Genomic DNA, 23,713 nt, shown 5'->3' on the forward strand with positions numbered 1-23,713 from the left:
CAACATTTTGGGGAAAGATGCCAGTATCACGAACATCGAAGTGATTGATGTGAATGGCAAATCACTGTTCGTAGAAGGTGGTGGATTTTATGACTTCCGGTCGATGACCTTCGTCAATACCACCGGCAACATCCACATCACCGACAGCCTGGGAGCCCATGTGCTTGGCTCAGTTGGGCATAACCTCATTACAGGAAATATCTACGCCCCCGGTGGCAACGATACAATCAGCGGCTGGGGCGGGAATGATACGATTGATGGTTTGCACGGCGATGACCAACTGCACGGAGATGCGGGCAATGACACTGTCATGGGGAGTGCGGGCAACGATACCCTGTTTGGCGGGGCAGACGATGACTCTTTAACCGGCGGCGATGACAACGACGACATGTATGGCGGCACCGGCAATGATACGGTTCGTGGCGATGCTGGAGCGGATGGGGTCCGTGGCGAAGATGGTGATGATCTAATTGATGGCGGAGCTGGAAGAGATACGGTTTTGGGGGGAGCTGGCAATGACACCATCTCTCATAATGCCCAATCCGGAGAAATTCTTCAGGACGTCATGGATGGCGGAGCTGGCATTGATACATTGGTGTTTGACAATGGGTCATGGACCAACAACATTTTGGGGAAAGATGCCAGTATCACGAACATCGAAGTGATTGATGTGAATGGCAAATCACTGTTCGTAGAAGGTGGTGGATTTTATGACTTCCAGTCGATGACCTTCGTCAATACCACCGGCAACATCCACATCACCGACAGCCTGGGAGCCCATGTGCTTGGCTCAGTTGGGCATAACCTCATTACGGGAAATATCTACGCCCCCGGTGGCAACGATACAATCAGCGGCTGGGGCGGGAATGATACGATTGATGGTTTGCACGGCGATGACCAACTGCACGGAGATGCCGGTGACGACCACCTGCATGGTGGCCAAGGGAATGACGCACTTTATGGTGGGGCTGGCGCAGACACTTTTGTCTTCAGTGAAGGCAATGATACAGTTCATGATTTTGGTGACAATACCGACCAAATTGGCTTCGAGGCTCAGTTTGTCGGCATGTCCGTAAATGATGTCCTGTCTTATGGCACTGAGCTAGCGACCTCTGTGTTCTTTGACTTTGGAAACGGAAACACATTGGAAGTGCTTGGTACAAACTCGTTGAGTGCAGTCTCCGACGACATTTTTGTTTTCTAGGAAACATTTTCTAACATGGAGCCCCCGTAGAGCTGGGCTCCATGTTTGCCGCATCTACGTATATGGCTTTAACAGAAAAAATGATTCCGGCGGGTTTCCAGACTAATTCGCTTTTGCCTTCAATTCGAAGTTGCTAGGGGAAAGAGAACTGGTGGTTTGGTGTATACTCACCAAGTGCGGTGCCAGCTATTACTTTGTCACCGTCCGGTCTGCCCGCACTGACGGTGGTCGTTAGTGATGGATAATGTCCATTAGCGAACAAATGGACATTATCGGAGTGGAACATGTCGAAGCGGCGCAGGCGGCGGAATTGGTCTGAAGACGAGAAGCGTATGATATGCGCGCAGACGCGGGTGCCCGGTGTATCGGTTGCCCAAGTTGCGCGGCGCTACGATGTAAATGCCAATCAGGTCTTCAATTGGCTTAAAGAACCGCGATTCGCGGCGGAGGCCGATGAGGAGCAGGACTTACCCCGTTTCCTGCCGGTTGAAGTTCTGGACGCTGAGCCTGCTTCTGCCCCGCCGGATGCCGATGCGCAGATCGAGGTGGAGCTTGCCAACGGCCACCGCCTGAAGGTTCAGGGCGGCTTTGATCCCGATGTGCTCGCCGCATTGATCCGGAAGCTGGCTTCGTGATCCCGGTTCCGGCAAGCACGAAGATCTGGCTGGCCGCCGGTGTCACGGACATGCGTAAAGGGTTCGGCGGGCTGTCGGCTCTGGTCGAGAAGGTGCTGGCCGAAGATCCTTTCTGCGGGCACCTGTTTGTATTCCGGGGCCGACGGGGCGACCTTTTGAAGGTCATCTGGTGGGATGGCCAGGGGGCGTGCCTGTTTTCCAAGCGGCTGGAACGGGGGCGGTTCGTCTGGCCTTCCACGAAAGACGGCAAAATCAGCCTGACACCGGCTCAGTTGTCGATGCTTCTGGAAGGGATTGACTGGCGGTTGCCGCAGAAGACCTGGAAGCCACTGACCGCTGGGAATTATCCCGCAATTGCAGAGCCGTAGGATTCCCATTCCGCCATAGCCGGAGTATATTCCGGCCCATGCTGGATGCGCCCAAAACACTGCCTTCCGATCCCGGTGAACTCCGCGAGACAGCGGAGGGTTTGCTTGATCTGGTGAAGGCGCAGGCGCTGAGGATCGCCAAGCTGGAACACCAGCTTGCGGGGCATAACCGGCACCGGTTCGGCTCAAAATCGGAAAGTCTGGATCAGCTTCAGCTCCATCTGGAGGAAGAAGAAACAGCGGCAGCGCAGGTTGCCGACGAAGACGTTCCTGACGGTGATGCCGAAGGGCAGAAGGCCAAACCCAAGCGCAAGCCGCTGCCGCCCGAACTGCCCCGGATTGATCAGGTTCTGACGCCCGGCGAAGCCTGCAAATGCGGCGGCAAGCTGCGGACCATTGCCGAAGATGTGACGGAAGAGCTGGAATATGTGCCGGGCCGGTTCGTGGTGAACCGGATTGTCCGCCCGCGCACTCTCGGCAGATTTGCCATGCAGCTCGCCTGCCGGGTAATACATGGCCTGCCGGGAATGCGACCGGAGCGTTCAATCAGCACTGCCATCACGCCCGATCGAGCGCGGTCGTCCTGGACCCGGCCTTTTGACCCATGTGCTGGTCGGAAAATATGCGGACCACTGCCCCTTGTACCGCCAATCCCAGATATACGCCCGCGAAGGGATTGATCTGGACCGTTCCACCCTGGCGGATTGGGTTGGCCGGTCAGCGGCGCTGCTGGAACCCTTGGCTGATGCCATCGGCCGTCACGTGCGCGCTGGCCAAGCCATCTTTGCGGATGACACTCCGATCAGGATGCAGGCCAAAGGCAAATGTGCCACGGCCCGCGTATGGACCTATGTCCGTGATGAACACCCTTGGGGCGGAGTTGATCCGCCTGCCGCCTGGTACCGGTTCACATCTAACAAGAAGGGTGACACCCTTCGGCGCATTTGGCCAACTGCAGGGGCTGGATGCACGCGGATGGCTATTCCGGCTTCAATGACCTGTACCGCTCTGGCGTTGTCAGCGAAGTTGCCTGCATGGCTCATATCCGCCGCAAGTTCGTTGACGTGTTCCAATCGCAAGGGCTGGCCGTTGCTGAAGAGGCGATCCGGCGGACAGCGGAACTCTATGCCGTAGAAAAGGACGCCCGCGGATTGCCACCGCAGGATCGTGTCCAGCTGCGCCAGTCCCGGTCAAAGCCGCTGCTCGATAATTTGGAGGCTTGGCTCGCCGCACAGCTGGCCCGCATTCCGGGAAAATCCGAACTGGCCAAGGCCATCCGCTATGCCCTGACGCGGATGGCGAAACTGCGCCCATACCTGGATCATGGCGTTCTGGAAATCGACAACAATTCTGCGGAGCGGGCGATGAAGCCAATTGCCATAGGCCGTAAGAATTACCTTTTTGTCGGCTCCGAAGGCGGCGGGAAAGCTGCTGCCATTGCCTATACTCTGATCGAAACCGCCAAGATAAACGGGGTAGATCCCCAAGCGTGGCTCACCTGGGTTTTGGCACAGATCGCGGATCATAAGATCACACGTCTGAACGAACTCATGCCCTGGCGCTACGCTGCTCTCGCAGCGTAGCAGGCAGCACCAGAGCCACACCAGAGCGCCTTCGCCGGACGGTTACATTACTTTCCACTATAAAGCCGAATGCCAACAAACCGCCCGGCCAGTAGGCAGGGACATCCGATGTAGGTGCAGAACAAATGTCTTATTTGGGCTGGCTACGGTGACCCCATGATAGGCGCCAGGTACGAGATCTACTGCAACTTTGGTGCTGCAACGCCGCAAGTCGGTAGTGAGCCCAAAATACTTGATGCCGCGCTTCGCACGAATGTCCGCTAGGTATTTAGATGAGGAGTAAGCCTTGTTATTTGGACATCAGTTTCACTGGCTCCATTTACGGCCGCTCTTTTGGAGCGGCTATTCCAAGGCCTCGTGCGCGGCAAAGGCATCCGCATAGTCAGGATGCCAGCGTGAGAGCGCCGGGCGGTTGTTGATAATGTCGCCCACGGCCCATTCAACCCGTTTGCGGTCGAGCTCTTCGGACACATCATTGTCCGGGCAGAGAATATAGAAATCCCCGTCCGACATGCGCTTCAGCAGGTAGTCGATTGCCTCTTCGCTCGTCCACGCGGCGGCGGGTTTTTCCGACATGAACTTCTTAATCATACCAGTATAGGTAAATCCCGGCACAAACAGATGGGCGGTGATTTTCGCCTCGGCCTGTCGCAAATCGTGCGCCAGCATTTCTGTCATGACTTTCACGGCGGCTTTGCTGGTATTATAGGCAGGGTTTCCGGGCGGTGTGGTGATCCCCTGTTTTGACCCTGTGTTGATCACCACCGCCGGGCGTGCAGCTTCTATCATGCGTGGCAAGAAAGCATGCACGCCGTTCATGACACCAAAGAGATTGACCTCTAAAAGTTTGCGCCAGTTCTCTGCGTTTTTCCAACTGCCGGTCGGCAGCGCGATACCGGCATTGTTCATCAGGACTGCTACCTCTCCGAGCGCAAAGACCTGATCCGCCAAGGCAGTCATGGCGTCGGTGTCTGTGACATCTGTCGGAACCGCCTGAACGATTGCGGACGCGCCCGCCAGATCGCGCAATTCCGCCTCGGCTCGGTCCAAGGCCTCACCTGCCAGATCTACCAGCACAACCCCCAGACCGTCTTGTACCAGTCGTTGAGCTGCGACTTTGCCGACGCCGCTTGCCGCCCCGGTTACAATGGCCAAGCCGCCTTTTTCGATTGCTTCGCGGTACATGGATCATGCCCTCTTTCTATGAATGATTGGATAGCCTTCAGGGTCCCATCTTTTGCTTGAGACCACCGATGAACGTCTCGTCATCTTGTTGTTTGCGGGCATCGAGCAGCTCTTCAGCATCAGGTCCAGCGCGAAAGCGCAGGCGGCTTCCGGTCTCGTTGGCCGCATCCCAAATGACCTGCGCGACAGTTTCGGGCGCAGAAGGGTTCGCGGCCAGCTTGCCAAACAGGCGCCCCATGGCTTCAGCCATTGGCGCGTAGTCCGGCAGGTTTTCATCCATGGCGAAATCGAAAGAACTGCCCCCAAAGTTGGTTCGTACCATGCCCGGCTGGACAATACGGACCCGAATGCCAAGGGGCTCCAGCTCGTAATGCAGCGACTCCGAAAGTCCCTCAACTGCAAACTTGGTGCCGTGATAAAGCGCGCCAAGTGGAAATGTGATCTGCCCGCCAATGGACGAGATATTGATGATCGTGCCCGACCGGTTTTTACGAAAGTGGGGCAGAACCGCCTTGGTCACTTCCATCAATCCAAGCACGTTGGTGTCAAACTGACGCCGGATGCGATCCATCGAAAAGGCCTCTAACGCACCATAGGCTCCATAGCCCGCATTGTTCAGCAAAACATCAATCTGCCCGAACCGTTCGATGCCTTCGCCTACGGCCGTTGCAATTGAACCCGCATCCGTCACATCCAGTTGGGCCAGATGCACGTTTTCTAGCGCGCCGAGCTCCGGGCTGTCCGTAGGGCTGCGCATCGTGGCGATGACATTCCAACCGTTTGCTTGGAAATGCCGGGCGGTCGCCGCGCCAATTCCCGACGAGGCCCCGGTGATAAGAATGGTTTTCATATCTCGAATCCCTAACTTTCTGTTCATACGATAATCAACAAGGCAGGATTTTTCTTTCAGTATTCTCCAGCTTTCTTGCACAATCCTCGATAAGTCGAAGTTTTGGGTAAGCGTTTGCTTTGTTCCCGTGGTAAAGTAGATCGATCCACAGGAGGCATTCATGGGACCTCAGACGTTATTGGACTATGTTTTGGCGCAGCTTGACCACGCGGGCGTTGCGCAGGGTGTACTAACACATAAGGATGGCGGGACGGTTTTTCTCACCCACCCGGCGACCACCCAACATGACGCAAATGTCTACCGCCCGCTGTTGTGCGCGGTCCTGCAAGGTGCAAAAGAGGTTGGGACCAGCACCAGAACACTCACCGTGCGGGCCGGGCAGTCGCTGATCGTCAGCAACGCGCTGCCCGTTGTTTCAAGGATCACCGAGGCCGCGCCCGATCATCCCTATGTCGCGCTCGTATTCCCCCTTGATCTGGATCTCCTTCGCGCCCTGGCTCCGTCCTTGCCGCAGTCATCCGCCCAACGTGTGTCAGATCCGTTTTCGATTTGTCTCGCACCCACTGGTGACGACATGCAAGACGCCCTGTTGCGATACTTTCGCCAGTGCGAAACCGAAGTGGCGCGACACATGCTGGCGCCGATCACGTCGCGGGAAATCCATGCCCGCCTGCTGATCGGGCAACATGGTGGCACGCTTCAAAAACTGGTGTGGCACGAAAACACGGCCAGCCGGATCTTTGCGGCGACGCACGAAATCCGGTCAGATCTGGGCAAACCCCTTGTCGTCGGAGAGCTTGCCGCTCGTATGGGTATGAGCAGTTCGGCCTTTTTCGAACAGTTCAAAGCAGTCACGGGCAACTCTCCGCTGCAATACCAGAAAGATCTGCGTCTGCTTCATGCCCGTAATGAGCTTCAAACCACCGGCTCAAAGGTCTCCGAGATTGCCTACGGGGTGGGATACGAAAGTTCGGCTCAGTTCTCGAGAGAATATGCCCGCAAATTCGGATGCTCCCCAAGACAGGATCGAGTTTCTGACGCTGCCGAATAAGTCGATAGGGACCAAATTCAAACGTCACAGCCCTGTAGCGAACAAAAGCCTCTCGGCCCGTCCATGTCCGAAAGCAGCCGTTGGCGCATCCGCAGCGAATGCGCACTTCGTCCCGCATTGTGTGAGCTCACCGGTTCCAAAACCTCGCAGCCGCAGCGAACGGCCGGAACGGCGGGCTGCGCCGCAGCAGAAACCCTCGGCCAGTTCCGTCAAACGGCTGACTTTGCAAAAGTCGCGATCTGCGCGTCGCCGCCTCCGGTGCAACCAGCAGCATCCCGTGATGCAGCTCGGCCCTGCCGAGCGTCCGCTTCCGGGAAATTGACCATGAAATTTCGCACCAGCAGCATCTTTGGCGCGGCACCACTTATCTACGACCGCTTCGGGCTGGGACAGCGACTTACCCGACCGGCAACCATTCGCACCACCCACACCCCACCAAAAAAGGGGCCGCCAGCGCTGCCCCCTCACCATCGTCATCTTTCCAAAAATACTCACAAATGCACCGATGGTGGCACGCGCACCGCCCGCCATGCCCAGACCTGTAAAGCGGCGCGGGCTACTGCGGCTTGTCGCCGCCCAGCACCTGGTTCATGCTGACCGACGGCTGGTCGCAGCCGGCCTCACCGACAATCTTGGCCGGCACGCCCGCAACGGTCTTGCAGGGCGGCACCTCGGCCAGCACCACCGATCCTGCCGCGATACGGCTGCAATGGCCCACCTTGATATTGCCCAGCACCTTGGCGCCAGCACCGATCAGCACGCCATTGCCGATCTTCGGGTGCCGATCTTCCTCTTCCTTGCCGGTGCCGCCCAGGGTCACCGAATGCAGCATGGAGACGTTGTCGCCAACCACAGCCGTCTCGCCGATGACGATGGAATGCGCGTGGTCGATCATGATGCCCCGGCCAATTCTGGCCGCCGGATGGATATCAACGCCAAAGATCTCGGAAATCCGCATCTGGAAGAAATAGGACAGATCGTAATCGCCCTGCTGCCACAGCCAATGCGCCACCCGATAGGCCTGAACCGCCTGATACCCCTTGAAATAGAGGATCGGCTGCAACAGCCGGTGGCAGGCGGGATCGCGTTCATAGACCGCCATCAGATCGGCGCGCCCGGCGGCAATCAGATCCGGGTTTTCGTCATAGGCCCGGTCGACGATCTCGCGCAGGATCACCATCGACATCTCATTGGAGCAGAGCTTCGCCGCGATGCGATAGGACAGCGCCTTCTCAAGCGAGGTATGATGCAGGATGCAGGCATGGATCAGCCCGCCCATCAGCGGCTGGCGGCGCACGGCGTCCTGCGCCTCGGTGGTGATCTGATCCCAGACGGGATCAACGGAACTGACGGCCTGGCGCGTCTCAAGCATGGCTCTGCCTCCTGTGTTGCAACCAGAGTACCTCCCCCAGCGCAAAAAGGCCAACCGCAAATCCGTGATGAGAGCCATCGGATCTGCTGATCTTTTGCCCCGGCTGCGCAGTCATACACCGACAGCCCATTGTTTTTATTGGTGATCACCCGCCGCACCAGTTCCCGTGCCCCGATGCACAGGGGCTGTGCAGGCCCGATATTGACAGTGCCACAGGCTGTCAAATGGCCGCCCGGCACAGACGCTGCCAGCGTCGTTGAGGCGCCGCAACAGCCGCATCACAAGGCATCCGGTAGCCGCTAGCCCGGATTATGCCTGATATGACGCGCCAATTCAGCCAGCACCAGCCGGGTACAGGCCAGATAGTCCGGCGCGTCATAAAACGGCTCATCCGCCAGCGGAAATTTCCGCGCCGCAGCACTCAGGGAGCCATCGCCCCAGCGCGGACAGAGCCGCCGGTGGCGGCGCAGATGGCGCACCGCCTGCGCCGCCCCGGCAAAGATCCGCTGGCAGAGCGCGCGCCGCTGCGCCGGGGCCACCGCCAGCAGGGCGCGGGCGGTGCTGGTGATATCACCGGGCAGGATAGGCCGTCGCATCCCCGCCCCGCCTCAGACCAGCCGCAGTGCGGTCACCGCACCAGCCCCGTAGCGGGCCGAGACCTGCGCCACCTCGATGCGATCTCCCGGCACCACCGCATCCGCTGTCTGGGCCGCCAGCGGATAGCTCCAGCCGGGAGCGTCCAGCAATTCTTCGCGCAGGATCTCGCCGCCGCGCAGGATCCGCAGGCGGTAGCGCTCCAGATCCTCGCCGAGCGGGATCTCCGCCAGATCCCAGCGGTCGCCGTCGATGCGGCTGCGGCGGATCCAGTCCAGCCCGACCGCGCCGCTGCCCAACACGCCTTTCTGGCGCAGATGCACCGGCGCATAGGGGCGCAGCCCTTCACCGGCAAAGGCCGCCTCCAGATGCACATAGCTCGGATCATCATAGGGGCGCCGGGCGGTGCCGATACGGTAGTGACGGCTGAGGCCGCGCTGATTGGCAGCCAGTGTGATCTGCTGCAGCGTGCCATCCAGCGCCACCACATAAGAGCCCTTCGGCCAGGCCACCGGCATCCGCGCATCGCTGCCCTGCTGCCCACGCAGCCGGTCGCGCAGCAGATAGCGCCCCGGTGCGATCAGCTCGGCCTCGCCAAATTGCATCAGCTCCCAATTGCCGGGGCTGCCATCGCCGATGGCCACCAGATTGGCGCCATTCAGCACCGCCAGCCGGTCCCGGCTCTGCAATTGGCCAGAGATCATATCAACTTCCAGATCGTCGCCCCGCTCCCAGCGCCCCGGCGCGCCCGCAGGCAGCACCGTATTGGTGATGGCAATGGTTGAAGCCGCGGCCAGCACCTCCTCCAGTGCATAATCCGCATCACTCTGTGCGCCGTATACGGCAACGCTCCCCGGCCAGGGCTGCGCCGTCACTGCCAGATGCGGCGCATGGGGCACCTCATCGCCGCCAATCAGCGGCAGGTCCATGAACAGCGGCAGCACCGGCACCGGTGCCGCAAAGGCGGTGACACCCGGCAATTCCTCCGGCACTGGTGCCGGGTGGTAGTTCTCCGGCTCGATCCGCACCGCCTCGATCAGCTGCGCCGCGCCCTGTTCGACCCGGTCGATCCGGTAACGGGCCTGCGCGCCGCTGCCGACCTCCGCACCCGTCTCTGAGCCTACCTCCGGGCCTGCCTCTGCCCCGGCAAGCGGCAGGCGGATCACATCGCCCGCGCCCAGCGCCATGGCGGAGGGCGGCAGCTCCAGCCGCAGGGTATCGCGGGCCATGCGGGCCTCGCTGAGCCAGCGCTCCACCACCTGCCGCCCCTCGGCGCGGGTCAGCGCCATCGGCAGCTCATTGTCGCTGACCGCATGGGTCGCCTCATCGGGCAGCACCGCCTCCTCGCCGCGCAGATCATGGCGCCCGCCCCATTCGACAAAGCGCAGCCGCATCCGTCCGGCCAGCTCAGCCTCCGGCGCGCGGGTCTGTTCCAGCACCCCGTCCAGCTCCTGCCCCTCAACCAGTTGCGCCAGATCCAGCGCTGCGTCCTGTCGCCCATTGCGCAGGCGGAACCGCAGCAGGCCATCGCGTTCGATGGCATCCACCCCGTGGCGCAGCAACAGCGGTTGCAGCGCGGCGCGGGCCTCACCGACATCGCTGATCGCATAGCCGCGCACCAGCGCAGGCAGGTCACTGACATCAATCGCCGCAACACCCGAGGCGGCACAGATCTCCTCCAGCACCGAGGCCAGCGTGCGCTGCCCCACCCGCCCGTTCAGCCAATGACCACGCAGATAGTTCTCCCCGTCGCTCCAGACCTCCACCGCATTGGGAAACACCGGAAAAGGGCGCGCGTCCCAGGCCCAGACATAGGCGTTCGACATATCCAGCATCGGGCCACCATAGACCTCGGAGACGGGGTTTTTCCCCTCCTCCTGCCAATAGCCCAGCAACGCGCGCAGATAGGCCAGCTGCATCATGTCATCGCGCTGCCCGTTGGAGAATTTCGGCAGTTTGGATTCCGAGCTTTTGGGATCCAGAAACTTGTTCGGCTGGTTGGTGCCCTTGTCGATGGCGGCACAGCCCAGTTCGGTGAACCAGATCGGTTTGCTCTGCGGCTCCCATGCGGTGGGCAGCGCGGCACGTTGCCCGTTGATCCGGTCATGATGCGGTTTGGACCACCAGCTGCGCAGATCCTTGTAGCGCCAGATCCACGGCTCATCATAGGCGCCATCGGTGATCGGGGTGCGGATCTGGGCCGCCTCGGCCTCGGGCGAGTGGTAATACCAGTCATAGCCCTCGCCGCCCTCGATATTGGCGCGCAGATACTCCAGATCATGAATGCCCGGCGCCCCGGCCCGGGCGTCCAGATGATCCTCCCCCTCGCGCCAGTCGGACAGCGGCATGTAATTGTCCATGCCGATGAAATCGATCTGCTCATCCGCCCAGAGCGGATCGAGGTGGAAATAGCGGTTCCCCTCCGGGCTCTGGTAGCCCCAATACTCCGACCAGTCGGCGGCATAGCCGATCTTGGTATCCGGCCCAAGGATCTGGCGCACCTCCTGCGTCAGCGCCCGCAGCTCTGCCACCGCAGGAAAGCCTGCCTCATCGCGGATCTGGGTCAGCCCGCGCATCTCCGAGCTGATGCAGAACGCCTCAACCCCGCCCGCTGCGGCACAAAGCGCGGCATTATGCAGGATAAACCGCCGCAGCCCCCAATCCTCCAACGGGCCGCTATAGGTGACGCTCCCGTCAGCCACGGTGAAATCTGCCGCCGTTGCCGTGCCAAAGAACTGCTGCACCTCAGCCCGCGCCATAGCCGTGCCATCGGGGCTGCCGGGCTGGCCCGGTGCCAGCGACAGGGTGATCCGCCCGCGCCAGGGCAGATGCGCCTGACCCGGCTCACCGCTCCAGGGATCGGGCAGATCATTGCCCGCCATCTGATCCATCAGGATAAACGGATAGAACATCACCCGCTTGCCCTGCGCCTGCATTGCGCGAATGGCCTCGATCACCGAGGCATCGGTGGGGGTGCCGCCGTATATGGGTCTGTCATCCTGCCGCGCGATCAGCTCGGCCTCCGTCCGGGTCAGCCCGGCCACCGACCAGGGCATATTCGCCCCCTCGATATGCTGGCGCTCCACCTTCGGTTTGACGCTACACACGCCACAGCGCAGATCATTGCCAAACCACGACACAATCAGCGAGGCCGCGCCACAGGCGGGCAGCTCCTCGCCAAGGGTCGTCAGCGAGGTGACCAGATCGGTCTCACCCGAGGGGCTGTGCGAATTGGCGGGTTTGGCCTGTCCCGGCCCGTGGTCGTAATGCACCGGCGTGCTGGCCAGCGCGTATTCCCCGGTCCCCGGCATCAGGGCAACCCCCTGCACCAGCTGCGGCAGATCCAGATCATAGGTGCTGGAGGCCGGTTGCTCGGCACGCAGCACCTCGAACGAGAATTGCGGCACCCGGTTGCCAAAGCGGTCCAGCGCCAGGTTCTCCATCACCACATAGGCGGTGCCACGATAGGCGGGCACCTCGCCCGCACCCTCTACCGCCTCGATCACCGGATCGGGCAGCTGGTCCATGGTGCCGCGATAGACGGTCATGTTCAGATCCTTGGGCGCGACCTCTTCGCCATCAGCCCAGACCCGCCCGATAGAGGCCACCTCTCCGGCGCAGACCGCCACCGCCAGCGAGACATCATAGCTGTAGCTGGTGACCTTGGGCTGGCGCCGACCGCCGCCCTTGCCGCCGCCGCCACTGGTGGTGGAGGTCTCGCGGAACTGAGACGCCCAGATCACCTGCCCGCCCACCCGCATCCGGCCATAGACCTGCGCAATCGGCTGGCCATCGCTGGCATGGGTCAGGCGAAAGCGTTCCACCCGGCCGGTCTCCACCGGCTCACTGCCCGCGCCCAGCAGGCGGCTGTCGATGGCGCGTCCGACGGTGGCGCCAAGTGCGCGGCCAATCGCTACCGAGGAGAGACCCGCCACAGCCCCCCCAACCGAGCCGCCAAGGGCCGCCCCCGCCGCAGAAAGAAGAATGGTCGCCATCACGTCACCTCATCAGCATCAACATCAGGAAAGGAAAACCGCGCCACGATCCGCCGTTGCCACGGCTGGCTCAATGCGCTCTCGACCACACCGTGGCCGCAATAGGCATGGATGAACCGCGGCATGGCGCCGGTTTCAGTTTGCAGCGCGATATGTTTGGCCACCGCCCCCCGGCGCATCCGAAACAGGATCACGTCACCGGCGCGCGCCTCCTCCAGCGGTCGGGGGCTGAGATGGCGCAGCGCCGCCTGCCACAACGCCTCCTCGCCCTGCGGTTCGGACCAGTCCATCGTATAACCCGGCACCGCCTCCGGCTCCTGGCCGTAGACCTCACGCCAGACCCCCCGGATCAGGCCGAGACAATCGCAGCCAGCACCGCGCCGGGCGGCCTGATGCACATAGGGCGTGCCCAACCAACCCCGCGCCGCCGCAACCAGCTCGGCGCGCGATATCCCTCTCGCGCCGCTCATCTGCGGCTGCCGCCGGTGTTATTGCCGCTCTGGCGCGGCACGCTCATCACCCAGTCTTCGCCGGGGATATCGGGAAAGCCCTGAAAATTGACGCCATTGTTGAACTTCAGCCGGCAGGTCTTCAGCCGCTTGTCGCAGCCCGCTGCCAGATGCAGCAGATCGCCGGGTCGGATCTGCGCCCGCAGCGGCTCCCAGAGGGTCAGCTGGCGGTGCTCTGCGTTCGGATCCGGCGCGGTGGCCTCCTGTCCCAGCCGCCCGACCTGCTGGCGGTCCTGCTTGATCCAGCCCCACAACCCCTCAGCCGCACCGCTCATCACCGTGAGACGGCCAGAGGTGAACCAGTTCGGCTCAAACCCCGGCAGGGCGGCAAATCCGAAATACTGCCCCTCGCGGATCTCTTCGGCGGCCAGCTCCAGCGTGTAACCCGGCGTGGTCATGTCAAAGCGGCAGGCACCATCGCCCAGAACCGCCGTGCAGGGTTTCTGGTAGATCCGCCCCATCGGCTGGTTGAGAGCCTCCGTCAGGCCGCGCAGCTCCGCCTCAAAGGCACCACCGGCACGGCGGATCTGGCCAAAGCTGCCGCGAAACTGCAACCAGCGCACCGAGACATCGGCCCAGTTCACCAGCCAGCAGCGCACCTCGGCGCCGTCAAAGCGCCCGGCCTCGATCTCGTCTTCGCGGATGGCGGCATCACTCAGCGCACCCAGCGCCTCGGTATTATCGACCGCCAGCCCGGTGGCTTGTTGCAGGCTGCGCGCGGTCAGCCCGGTGCCTGCGCGAAACAGCAGACCGGCCTCGCCCTCGGCAGCACTTTCGAACCGCAGGTCGCGGTCATGATCGGTAAAGCCGAACCGCACGCCATCGCTGCGCGTCACCAGCCAGCAGCGGCACAGCGTGGTCAGACCGCTGGCCACATGGGATTGAAACGCCTCGCTTACCCCAGCCATCAGACCCGCACCTCCACCACTGGGACATTGGGCACGTCGCCCGCCTGAAAGGACGCCACGCTGGCCTGAATGCGATCGGTGTCAAAGCGCACCGGCACATCGAACTCAAACCCCGCCTTCACCGACAGGCCCGCCTCTGGCGGATGCGCCAGCGTGATGGTGCCAAGGGTGCTGTCGAGCGTGTAGTCTACCGTCTCCTGCAAAGCGTCCTGCTCAATCCCGATGCGCACGCTGCCCGCCACCGGTTTCGTTATCGGACGCTGATAGGCAAAGCTGCCGGAACGATAGGTCTTGCTCAGCTGGAACACCTGCTGCACCCCGTCGCCGATACCGATCACCTGATCCCCAAACGCCACCTCCTGCGTGGCGCGGGCGGATTTGTAGTCGGACCAATCCTTCCAGCGGAAACCGTACATCTGGCCCTGCCGCGCCTCGAAAAAGGCAATCAGCGCCTCGATATCCTCAAGCCCCCTGAGGCCCAGCCCCGCATCATAGCGGCGACGCGAATGCGCCCAGGGGGTGTTGCGTTCCTCATGCCCGTTGGCAAGCGTCACCACATCGGTGCGCCGCTCCGGTCCGCCGATTGAGCCGAAGCTCAGCGATGCGGGAAATCTGACCTCGTGAAAATTCATCTGCTGTCCTCCGGCTCAGCGGTTGCGATTGCCACGCGACAGCGCGCGGCTCAGCTGGGCGGCGATCTGGCCCTGACTGCGTTGGAACCCCTGCACATCGGGGGTCTGGATATTCATCACCACCGACGTGGCCCGCCCGCCCTGGCTGCGCACACCAAGCGCGCCATCGGCACCACGGGTCAGCGGCAGGATCGCCTCTGGGCCTGCCTCGCCCATCAGCCCGGTGCCGCCGCGCATGGGAAAGCTCACCGGGCCGCTGACGATCCCCCCCTTGGCAAAGGGCATCACCCGGCCTTGTGAAAACGCCGCCCCATCGGCAAAGGGGAGAATGCCGCTCATCAGCTTGCCCACCCCATCCGACAGCAGCCCGCCAATATGGGAAGTGACCGGTTTCATGGCCGCCGAATAGGTGGTCTGGATCATCGACTGCGCCATGGTATCCAGCGCATCCGAGAGCTTCATGCCGTCAAAGACAACACCGTCAAAGGCGCGGCGCAGCCCCTTCGACATACCGCGTTCCAGGGTCTCGGCATCCTTGCCGGTGGCGGCAAAGACGGCGCGCACCCGGCGCAGTTCGGCATCGAATGAGGCCGCCATGCCCGCCGCATCGCCAAGGCTGTCGCTCAGCGCCTCGCCCTGCTGTTCCAGCTGGTTCAGTCCTGTGTCACTCATCGCTTACGGCTCCTGTTTCTGGGGATTTCGGCGCGGCGGGATCGGGAAATGCGCGCATCAGCTGGTCCAGCCCGGCCCGTCCCAGCGGCGCGACGCCGCTGTCCTGCCCCAGCATCAGCCGCAGCTCCGCCGGGGTGAGGCGCCAGAACTGATCCGGCGTGAGCCGCAGCCCCGCCAGCCCCGCCCGCATCAGCGCCGGCCAGTCAAGGCCGGTGCTCTGTCTGTCTGTGGAGTGCTGCCGGGGCGTCATGGGGCCACCGATCCGGGCAGCTGCGCGCCCGCCTCTCCCGGCAGCGCAAAACTGCGCGCCAGGAGCTGTGCGGCGACCCGTGCGGCCTGCATCGGACCGCCGTCGATATCGGCAACGGCCAGATCCGCCTCGCTGAGCCGGTGGCCGCCGCCCTGCACCCCCGCCGCCAGCAGCGCCAGCACATCCGCCGCCGAGAACCCGCCGCTTTCGAACCGGGTCACCAGATCAATCAGCGATCCCGTCCCAAGCCGCGTTTCCAGCGCCGCCAGCGCCCCGAGGGTGAGCTTTAACGCCAGCACCTCGCCATTTACCGCCAGCAGCACCTCGCCGGCATAGGGATTGGCCGCACAGGCGTTAACTGCCGGGGCTGGCTGTTCCGAGGGGGTCATGGTCACCCCCCTCAGACGGCGGTGAAGACCAGCGCGCCGGCGCTGGCGAGCGCAAGCTCATAGGTGGCCTCGCCATTGTGGCTGCCGGCATATTCCAGGGCGGTGACCTGAAACGGGCCTTCGACGATGCCAAAATCGGGGATAATCACCTGAAACGCGGGGGTCAGCCCCTCAAAGAACAGCTGCCGCGCCCGCTCATCCGTCCCGGCATCGCGAAAGATACCGGAGCCGGAGATATTGGCCGAGCGCACCCCTGCGCCGGACAGCAGCTCGCGCCAGCCGCCCTGACTTTCCAGACTGGTGACATCGACGCTTTCGGCGTTGAAGCTGATGCGCGTGGCGCGCAGCCCCGCGATGGTTTCGAACTGACCGTCGCCGGTCATGTCGATCTTGACCAATAGATCCTTGCCGTTTTGAACACTCATAGCGGTGATCTCCTGTTGCTGAGTGATGGGACGTCGCGCCAATTCAGATCAGCCTTGCCGCGCAACGCTTTGTAATTAATGTTGGATTTTCACCAAACCGACCGGGTGTCAGCTGTCCTCCAGCCGCGCGGTGAAGCGCAGGCGGATCTCGCGGCCGCCGGAGGGTTTGCCGCTGGCGCTGGCGCGGTCGAACCACAGGCCCACCAGTCGCCCGCGCGTCAGGCTGAGCGAGGCGCTGGCGAGGCTGTCGCAGATGCTGGCCGCAATGGCCTTCGCACCGGCAAAGCCCGCAATATCGGTATGGACGGTGATCTCCACCCGGTGGCGCGCGCCGGCACCACTGCGGTCGGAGCGGTCCTGCACCTCCTCGGGGCCAAGGGTCACATAGGTCTGCGGCAGGCTGCCTGCTGGCAGCGCGTCATAGATGGCGCCGCTCAGCGCGGTGGTCAGCGCCGGGTCATTGGTCAGGTGCTGAAACAGCGCCTCCTGCAGCGGCAGGGCCAGGGCATAGGTCATGCGGTGGTCTCCTCGGTGGCAAAACAGGTCAGGTAGCGGCCGTCAGGGTCGCCTTCGGCCACTGCATCAATGCGAAAGATACGGGCACCATCGCGCAGCCGCTGGTCTGGTCGGGGCCGCGCCGGGCTGCCGGTGGGATGGGCGCGCAGGGTGATGCGGTAGCGTTGCAGTGACAGGCTGGTGCCGGAGTGATCGGTGCTGCGGCCACTGAGGGCACGCATCTCGCACCAATGGTGGCCAAGCAGCTGCCATGCCTCAAGAAACCCGCCAGCCCCATCCGAGGTGCGGCGCGGATCCTCCAGCGCCAGACAGCGGTTGAGACGTGGTGTGGAGCGGGCAGCGGGGCGGGATGTGGTGCGGCGGCTCATGCGCCTGCCCCCGGTCCAAAGCTGCGGCCAAACCCGATCCCATGCCCGCCGCCGACGCCCAGGCTCACCCGTAGCGCACGATAGCGTTCGATCAGGCTGGTGACGCCAAAGGGCATACAGCCGCCCTGCAACCTCGTGTCATCGCGAAACTCATAGTAATGCGCCGCCAGCATCAGCACCGCCTGCGCCAGATCGCCGGGCAATGCCGACCAGCTGTTGGCCATGCCCGCCCGCATCAGGATCCGCGCCGCACCACCGCTGGCAATTGTGGGCAGCACCCCGCCAACCGGACGCAGCCGGGGCTGCTGGCTGTCGGGTTCCAGCCGGTAGCGACCGGGTGGCAGCACGGTCTCGACCCCGGCGGCATCGCTCAGCGTGACCGAATGGATCTGCTGCACCGGTGCAAGCGGCAGCGCCTGTAGCTGGGGATCCCGCCAGGCGGCGAGCGTCAGCAGGAAATCCCGCGCCAGAAGCACCCGGCCGGTGCGTGCCTCGATCGCCGCGATGGCAGCGCGCAGGAAGCTGATCAGCACGGCCTCCTGCACCCCCGCCTCGTCAAAGCCGGTGCCCAGACGCAGATGCGCCTTGAACGCCTCTTGCGGCAGAACCGCCTCTGGCACCGGTGTCACTTCATTCAACATCATCTCTTCACTCCAACGGCTGTTCGTTCGGGGGCTGCTCGGGCTGGCTGTTGCCGGATGGGTCGGGGCGGATGCGCGCCGGGCTGCTGCCGCTGGACGGAAGGGGAGCAGCTGGACGACAGCGGCCTGAAGGCGCGCATCCGCAGACGGAACCGGGCTGCCGGGTCCGCCATCGGTCCAAGCGTCAGCTCAGACCGAATTTCAGCAGTTTGATGGCGGCAAAATCGCTGACATCGCCGCCGACACGTTTGGTGGCATAGAACAGCACATGCGGCTTGGCGCTGAAGGGATCGCGCAGCACCCGCAGGTCGGGGCGTTCGGCGATGGTGTAGCCCGCCGCAAAATCGCCAAAGGCCACAGCATAGCCGTTCACACCGGCGTCGGGCATGTCCTCGGCAATGACCACCGGATAGCCCATCAGCCGCGCCGGTTCCGCCGCTGCCAGCCCGTCGGACCACAGGAAGCGGCCATCGGCATCCTTCAGCTTGCGCAGGAGGCCCGCGGTTTTGGAGTTCATCACAAAGCTGGCGTTGGCCCGGTACTGCGCGCCAAGCGCATAGACCAGATCAATGATTGCATCGCCATCACCGATATCGCCCTCCACGCCGGTGGTGACATAGCCAAGATTGCCCCAGCTCCAGCTGTCATTGGCAACCACCGGGTGGTAGAGGATGCCGGTCGGTTTGTCGTTGCCATCGCCATTGATGAAGGAAGCCGCCTCGGCGCGGGAAAACTTGTCGGCGATCCGGCCGGCCAGCCAGCCCTCGATGTCAAAGGCGCTGTCGTCCAGCAGCCGCTGCGAGGCCTTGGGCAAGGCGCTCAGCTCATGCAGCGGGATGGTGATGCGGTCGATCACCGGGGTTGCGGTTTCGGTTACCGCCGCCGTCTCATTCGCCCAGCCGTGACCGACATCGCCATGGTCGATCAGCACATCGTAGGAGGTTGCCTCCACCGTCACCACCGAGGCGACGGCGCGGATCGAGGCGGTGCTGTTCAACACGGATTTGACCGTATCGGAGGTCTGCGGATCCACCAGGTAGCCGCCATCGCCATTGACGGCGGTGGCCATCGCCTTGGCATCAAGATCGAGGCCACGCAGCGCGGCGTCATCGCCGGACCGCAGATAGGCATCAAAGGCTTTCTGATGAGGCGCGCCGCCTGCCTCGGCAGCGGCCAGAGGGGGACGATTGGCAAAGTGGGATTTGCGATCCAGCATGGTCATACGCTCTTCTGTCTGTTTCAGTTTCAGGGCAATGTCGTCTTTGAACCCGTTGAAATCATGCACGAAGTCGGCAACGGCCTGTTTGACCTCCTGCGGGGCCGCATGGGAGTGGGCCGTTGGTTCCGGGTGGGATTGGGGATGGCTCATCTGTCTGTCCTTTTGGGTCGATTGAGGAAGGCAAAAGCGGGGCGCGACCGCAGCGGCGGCCGGGGCCTGCATTCAGCCGAGCGGCGTCAGGCTGGCACCGCTGCGCAGCAGGTCGATCACCTCCTGCCAGATCTGCGGGGTATCGTCCGAGGCGATGGCGCCGCGCTCTGCGGTCTGCGATTTGGCGGCGGCCCCGGCTGGGCTGACGCGGGCTGTGGACAACATCGGGAAGGTCACCAGCGAGACCTCCCAGAGGTCCAGCTCACACAGGGAGCGCCCGCCGCCTTTGCGCGCCGTGGCGCGGCGGGTCCGGTAGCCGATCGACAGCCCATCCAATGCGCCGACAGCGATCAGCGCCGCAGCCTCGGCGCCCTTTTGGGTGCGGGTCAGGATACGGCCCCGGACATGCAGGCCGCGGGCATCCTCGCGGACCTCATCCCAGACGCCGATGGGCTGTGCGGGATCGTGCTGCCACAGCATCTTGACCGCGATCCCGGCCTGCGCCAGACGGTCGAGCGACGCCTGATAGGCCCCCGGCTGCACCATGTCACCGCCAGCGTCGACGCAGCCAAACAGGCTGGCATATCCGCTGATCATGACCATATCGTCGGCCTCGTCGCCAATGGTCAGATCCTCGCCGAAGCGCGCGAACTTATGCTCCAGATGCGCATGAGATGGCATCAGCTTCTCCTTTTATCTCTTTGAATTTCTGGCAATTACTGAACCACAAGAAAGGATTGGAAGGCCTGCGCCAGGATCACGGCGGCAACGCCGTAAACGGTGAGCCAGAGGCGTTTTTCCATCCGCTCCATCATCATCTCCAGCCGGTCGAGACGCCGGTTCATCGCCTCCTGCTGGATCTCGGCGATGCGCTCATGGGCGGTGAGCCGCAGACCCGGTGAGCATTCAAACGGCGGTATCGGGATTTCAGTCATCCGCCATCGCCTCCTCTTGCGGGGGCAGGCCCAGAAGGCTGCGTTTTTCGGCCACGCTGAGGAACTCCGCGGCGGCCACGCGGCGCCACTGCGCCTCGCGTTCGGAGGCCAGCGCAGGCACCTGATCAAGGTCCGGTTTCAGGGTGACCGCAGCCCCCTGATAGCGCGACAGCCAGTCCGACAGCGTCGCGGTGACACGGGTCACAAGCGGCAGCACGGTGAGCCGGTAAAAGGCGCGGTTGGCCTCCTGATAGTTGGCATATGTGGCATCGCCCGGCAGACCCAGCAGCATTGGCGGCACCCCAAGCGCGAGGGCAATATCGCGCGCGGCGGCATCCTTGGTCTGGTGAAATTCCATATCCGATGGCGAGAAGCCCATTGGTTTCCAATCCAACCCGCCTTCCAGCACCATTGGACGGCCGGCGTTGCGCGCGCCCTGAAAATTCATTTCGATTTCTTCACTTAGACGGCGAAACTGATCCTCAGCCATCAGCCCCTGACCATCGCCTCCGGTCCAGACCAAAGCGCCGGAGGGGCGGGCTGCATTGTCCAGAAGCGCCTTGGACCAGCGCGAGGCCGAGGTATGCACATCCACCGCCATGGCTGCGGCCTGCATCGGCGACAAACCGTAGTGATCGTCCTGCGGATGAAAGCTGCGCAGATGGCAGATCGGGGCGCAGGGCATGGTCACATCAAAGCGGTGTTTGCGCCCCGACACGCTGTAGTCATAGGCCACCGGCCAGCCATCGCTGCCGGGCACCACGGTCATGCGGTCAGGGCGCAGCACATGCAGCTCGACCGGCAATACGTCGCGACCATCGGGATCGCAGACCGCCTCAATATAAGCGTTGCCCGACAGCAGCAGGTGGCCGAACAGCGCTTCCAGCAGCTCGGCGCGGCCTTGGGCGGCATTGGGCCGGGCCAGCAGCGTCAGCAGCGGGTGGCTGTCGTAGCGCTGTGCGCCGTCCTGCAACACCAGCGGCAGCGCGGCGGCGGCCTCGGTGATCATCTTGACGGCACGGTAGCCCACGGGATTGCCGACAAAGCCGCTGCGGGTCAGTGAACTGCTGTCGCGCGGGCTCCAGCCGGTGCTGCCAGTGCCACCGTGCCAGGCCACCACACGGGCTGCGGCGCTTGCCTTGGTTTCGACGGGCTGTTGCTTGCGCCGCAGAAGGTCAAAGACCATGGGGCCACTCCTTTGCTTGAAGGGGGCGAACCATGCCCCTGTTTGCTGCGATCCTTTATGACGGCGGGGGTTGAAGAAGATTTGAGCAAGGCGCGCGCAGGGCACGCAACACCTGCGCTAAACCTTTGATACAACTAAAAAACGCCCGCAGGACTGCGGGCGTTTTGCGTCTGATTTGATGGCCGGTGGCCCGCCTATAACATGCGCGCGCGGGGCAGCCTGTGACGGGTCGCCGGGGTCAGGATCAGCTCCTGCACCGCCCAGACCAAGGCATCCAGCCGGTCCGGTGAGCCCTGCCCCAGATAACCACGCGGGGTCATCTGGCAGAGCTGATCCTCCAGCGCGCCAAGCCCCGGCAGGTGGCGCACCCGGCCCTGTTCATAAAGCGCCGCGACCGGTTCGGCCCGTGCCCCCTTGCCCCGGCTGGCGTGCAGCGCGGTAAAGGGCACCAGCGGGTCGATCTGGCGCAGCAGGCTTTCGACCAGGGCACCGCCCTGATTGACCTCCGCCACCACCCGGTCGGCGCTGTAGCGGTCGCGCGCATCAATGGCGGCCTGCGCCCAGGTCAGCGGTCCGACGCCCTGCACCGTGCAATCCGCGAGCACATAGGCGCACCAGTCCTGCGGCGGGCCTGTGAGCGTGGCACCCACCACGAGGATGCCGCAGGCGTCGGAGTGTTTGCCGGCGCTCACCGCCGGGTCCACCGCCACCACCACCCGGTCCAGTGCCGGGGCCTTTGCGATCTGCGCCGCAACCAGCCCGGCATTGGTCCAGAGCGCGCCATCGACATCCTGCAACAGGATGCCGTCCAGCTCTTGTCGGCCTAGCCGTGACCCGGCATAGCGGCTGCGCACCTCGGCTATAAAGGAGGCGGCGAGATTGGCACGGTTGGCCTCGGTCGCGGCATGGGTCTGCACGGTGGAGGGGCTGGCCAGAAGGTCTCGCAGCACGCCGGTATTGCGCGGTGTGGTGGTGACGCAGACGCGCGGATCCTGCCCCAGCCGGAGCGCAAATTGCAGCATGTCCCAGCTGTCCTGCCCGCGTTTCCATTTGGCCAGCTCATCAGCCCAGGCGGCATCGAACTGCGGGCCGCGCAGCGCCTCAGGGTCATGGGCCGAAAACGCCTGGGCGGTGGCGCCATTGGGCCAGATCAGCCGCCGTTCGGTGGCTTTCCACGTCGGGCGGCGGTCGCGGGGAGTGCAGGCGAGGATGCCGCTGTCGCCCTGGACCATGACGTCGCGCACCTGATCGTAGGTTTCCCCGAGGAGGGCGATGCGGCGGGCGCGACCAGCGGACAGCGGTGTTGCCCCTTCGGCCAGCGTACGCACCCATTCGGCGCCGGCGCGGGTCTTGCCTGCCCCGCGTCCGCCGAGGATGACCCAGCTGCGCCAGTCCCCCGCCGGCGGCAGCTGGTGCGGCAGCGCCCAGAGATCAAAGACATAGGGCATCGCACAGAGGTCATGGTCGCTGAGCCGGTCCAGAAACATCTTCTGCGTCGAAACTGGCGCGCAGGCGAGCCAGCCGCTCTTCGATTTCACTGCGGGCGGCGTCGATGTCGAGCCCGGCTGCGGCCTGATGCTGTTCACTTTGTTCGACAAGGGTTTTCTCCACTTTCTGGCTGTCACGGATCAGGCTTTCCAATTTGGCGATACGCGGCGCGCTGCCGGCGTCGTCTGCATCGCAGGCAAGCCGTTCGAGCATCTGCTCGGCCTCCTGCCGGAGCCGTTCGATGGAGTTATGGAGGGAGAAAAGAAGATCGGCGGTCTTTGCCAGCCGATTTTCCGGGGTATAGGTGCTCATGGTTGGGGCCTCATAGTCATGGGACCTCCGTTCGGAAAATCGCAAGGCCGCCCCACAAGCGCGATCCATGATCGGGCGTCCTGCGGGCGGATCTGCCAATTTCCCAGCTGCCTGTGAACCCTGCCACAAACCAGCGCAAAAGTCAAAGTTGGCAACCTGAAGTATCGGACGCAAGCTGCCGGATTTGTTAAGTAAATTTCAGATTAACCTACCATAAGGTTAACGGCACCGCACAAAAAAGAGGACGCCGAAGCGTCCCCTTTCAGATCTGATCCA

The 23,713-nt window shown here is 63.2% G+C and carries 25 protein-coding genes and 1 pseudogene; 5 read left to right on the forward strand and 21 right to left on the reverse strand.

Going from position 1 to position 23,713, the window contains the following annotated elements; genetic code table 11:
- The 4 genes and pseudogenes from VWY75_RS10555 to tnpC form a co-directional block, all read left to right on the forward strand.
- Window positions 1-1,204 (forward strand): calcium-binding protein (locus VWY75_RS10555; protein ID WP_416603384.1); only part of this gene is annotated, 1,204 nt, incomplete at its 5' end.
- Between the two features lie 284 nt (window positions 1,205-1,488).
- On the forward strand, window positions 1,489-1,839 hold the full coding sequence (gene tnpA / locus VWY75_RS10560; RefSeq protein WP_416538884.1) for an IS66-like element accessory protein TnpA: 351 nt from the start codon (window positions 1,489-1,491) through the stop codon (window positions 1,837-1,839).
- The gene (tnpB, locus tag VWY75_RS10565) at window positions 1,836-2,207 is read left to right on the forward strand and encodes an IS66 family insertion sequence element accessory protein TnpB (protein ID WP_416538885.1); all 372 of its coding nucleotides are present in this window, start codon (window positions 1,836-1,838) and stop codon (window positions 2,205-2,207) included. Before tnpA ends, tnpB begins: the two co-directional genes overlap by 4 nt.
- 38 nt (window positions 2,208-2,245) lie before the next feature.
- A pseudogene (gene tnpC / locus VWY75_RS10570) lies at window positions 2,246-3,790 on the forward strand (IS66 family transposase).
- Window positions 3,791-4,132: 342 nt separating this feature from the next.
- Here the strand turns inward: tnpC and VWY75_RS10575 are convergent.
- Both VWY75_RS10575 and VWY75_RS10580 read right to left on the reverse strand, forming a co-directional pair.
- On the reverse strand, window positions 4,133-4,975 hold the full coding sequence (locus VWY75_RS10575; RefSeq protein WP_102855908.1) for an SDR family NAD(P)-dependent oxidoreductase: 843 nt from the start codon (window positions 4,973-4,975) through the stop codon (window positions 4,133-4,135).
- Window positions 4,976-5,012: 37 nt separating this feature from the next.
- Window positions 5,013-5,825, reverse strand: coding sequence for an SDR family oxidoreductase (locus tag VWY75_RS10580; RefSeq protein WP_416538886.1), 813 nt, complete (start codon window positions 5,823-5,825; stop codon window positions 5,013-5,015).
- Between the two features lie 160 nt (window positions 5,826-5,985).
- Here VWY75_RS10580 and VWY75_RS10585 point away from each other — a divergent pair, with 160 nt between their 5' ends.
- Window positions 5,986-6,876, forward strand: coding sequence for an AraC family transcriptional regulator (locus tag VWY75_RS10585; protein ID WP_102855910.1), 891 nt, complete (start codon window positions 5,986-5,988; stop codon window positions 6,874-6,876).
- Between the two features lie 556 nt (window positions 6,877-7,432).
- Here VWY75_RS10585 and cysE read toward each other — a convergent pair.
- The 19 genes from cysE to VWY75_RS10680 all read right to left on the reverse strand — a co-directional run bounded on the left by cysE (window position 7,433) and on the right by VWY75_RS10680 (window position 23,437).
- Complete coding sequence (gene cysE, locus VWY75_RS10590; protein ID WP_340545780.1) at window positions 7,433-8,248, reverse strand: serine O-acetyltransferase; 816 nt, start codon at window positions 8,246-8,248, stop codon at window positions 7,433-7,435.
- 299 nt (window positions 8,249-8,547) lie between these two features.
- Window positions 8,548-8,844, reverse strand: a complete 297-nt coding sequence (locus VWY75_RS10595) for a hypothetical protein (RefSeq protein ID WP_340545781.1) — start codon at window positions 8,842-8,844, stop codon at window positions 8,548-8,550.
- A gap of 12 nt (window positions 8,845-8,856) precedes the next feature.
- Window positions 8,857-12,837, reverse strand: coding sequence for a baseplate multidomain protein megatron (locus VWY75_RS10600; RefSeq protein ID WP_416538887.1), 3,981 nt, complete (start codon window positions 12,835-12,837; stop codon window positions 8,857-8,859).
- Complete coding sequence (locus VWY75_RS10605; RefSeq protein ID WP_416538888.1) at window positions 12,837-13,307, reverse strand: NlpC/P60 family protein; 471 nt, start codon at window positions 13,305-13,307, stop codon at window positions 12,837-12,839. The genes VWY75_RS10600 and VWY75_RS10605 overlap by 1 nt, the downstream gene beginning before the upstream one ends.
- A complete protein-coding gene (locus VWY75_RS10610) occupies window positions 13,304-14,254 on the reverse strand; it encodes a DUF2163 domain-containing protein (protein WP_416538889.1) in 951 nt (316 codons plus the stop codon). Before VWY75_RS10610 ends, VWY75_RS10605 begins: the two co-directional genes overlap by 4 nt.
- Entirely contained in the window at window positions 14,254-14,886 is a 633-nt protein-coding gene (locus tag VWY75_RS10615; protein WP_416538890.1) for a TIGR02217 family protein, read from the reverse strand. Before VWY75_RS10615 ends, VWY75_RS10610 begins: the two co-directional genes overlap by 1 nt.
- 15 nt (window positions 14,887-14,901) lie before the next feature.
- Complete coding sequence (locus tag VWY75_RS10620; protein WP_416538891.1) at window positions 14,902-15,558, reverse strand: phage tail tape measure protein; 657 nt, start codon at window positions 15,556-15,558, stop codon at window positions 14,902-14,904.
- Entirely contained in the window at window positions 15,551-15,808 is a 258-nt protein-coding gene (locus VWY75_RS10625; protein ID WP_416538892.1) for a rcc01693 family protein, read from the reverse strand. The genes VWY75_RS10620 and VWY75_RS10625 overlap by 8 nt, the downstream gene beginning before the upstream one ends.
- Window positions 15,805-16,197 carry a gene transfer agent family protein gene (locus VWY75_RS10630; RefSeq protein WP_416538893.1) on the reverse strand — a complete coding sequence of 131 codons (393 nt, stop codon included), beginning with the start codon at window positions 16,195-16,197 and terminating at the stop codon, window positions 15,805-15,807. The genes VWY75_RS10625 and VWY75_RS10630 overlap by 4 nt, the downstream gene beginning before the upstream one ends.
- A gap of 11 nt (window positions 16,198-16,208) precedes the next feature.
- Complete coding sequence (locus tag VWY75_RS10635) at window positions 16,209-16,622, reverse strand: phage major tail protein, TP901-1 family (RefSeq protein WP_061048939.1); 414 nt, start codon at window positions 16,620-16,622, stop codon at window positions 16,209-16,211.
- A 108-nt stretch (window positions 16,623-16,730) separates the two neighbouring features.
- Window positions 16,731-17,138 carry a DUF3168 domain-containing protein gene (locus VWY75_RS10640; RefSeq protein WP_416538894.1) on the reverse strand — a complete coding sequence of 136 codons (408 nt, stop codon included), beginning with the start codon at window positions 17,136-17,138 and terminating at the stop codon, window positions 16,731-16,733.
- Window positions 17,135-17,506: a head-tail adaptor protein gene (locus VWY75_RS10645; protein ID WP_340545788.1), complete on the reverse strand. Its 372-nt coding sequence runs from the start codon at window positions 17,504-17,506 to the stop codon at window positions 17,135-17,137. Before VWY75_RS10645 ends, VWY75_RS10640 begins: the two co-directional genes overlap by 4 nt.
- The gene (locus tag VWY75_RS10650) at window positions 17,503-18,150 is read right to left on the reverse strand and encodes a head-tail connector protein (RefSeq protein WP_340545789.1); all 648 of its coding nucleotides are present in this window, start codon (window positions 18,148-18,150) and stop codon (window positions 17,503-17,505) included. Before VWY75_RS10650 ends, VWY75_RS10645 begins: the two co-directional genes overlap by 4 nt.
- 181 nt (window positions 18,151-18,331) lie before the next feature.
- On the reverse strand, window positions 18,332-19,516 hold the full coding sequence (locus VWY75_RS10655) for a phage major capsid protein (RefSeq protein ID WP_416538895.1): 1,185 nt from the start codon (window positions 19,514-19,516) through the stop codon (window positions 18,332-18,334).
- A 72-nt stretch (window positions 19,517-19,588) separates the two neighbouring features.
- Entirely contained in the window at window positions 19,589-20,197 is a 609-nt protein-coding gene (locus tag VWY75_RS10660) for an HK97 family phage prohead protease (RefSeq protein ID WP_416538896.1), read from the reverse strand.
- A gap of 35 nt (window positions 20,198-20,232) precedes the next feature.
- On the reverse strand, window positions 20,233-20,451 hold the full coding sequence (locus tag VWY75_RS10665; protein WP_014874871.1) for a GTA head formation protein, RCAP_rcc01685 family: 219 nt from the start codon (window positions 20,449-20,451) through the stop codon (window positions 20,233-20,235).
- Window positions 20,444-21,637 (reverse strand): phage portal protein, encoded by a 1,194-nt coding sequence (locus VWY75_RS10670; RefSeq protein ID WP_416538897.1) that lies wholly within the window; start codon window positions 21,635-21,637, stop codon window positions 20,444-20,446. The genes VWY75_RS10665 and VWY75_RS10670 overlap by 8 nt, the downstream gene beginning before the upstream one ends.
- A 194-nt stretch (window positions 21,638-21,831) precedes the next feature.
- The gene (locus VWY75_RS10675; protein ID WP_416538898.1) at window positions 21,832-23,124 is read right to left on the reverse strand and encodes a DNA-packaging protein; all 1,293 of its coding nucleotides are present in this window, start codon (window positions 23,122-23,124) and stop codon (window positions 21,832-21,834) included.
- Window positions 23,096-23,437, reverse strand: a complete 342-nt coding sequence (locus tag VWY75_RS10680) for a recombinase (protein ID WP_340545794.1) — start codon at window positions 23,435-23,437, stop codon at window positions 23,096-23,098. The genes VWY75_RS10675 and VWY75_RS10680 overlap by 29 nt, the downstream gene beginning before the upstream one ends.
- Window positions 23,438-23,713: the final 276 nt, after the last annotated feature.

The sequence above is a fragment of the Phaeobacter sp. JH20_08 genome (assembly GCF_048056635.1).
Lineage (GTDB): Bacteria > Pseudomonadota > Alphaproteobacteria > Rhodobacterales > Rhodobacteraceae > Phaeobacter > Phaeobacter bryozoorum.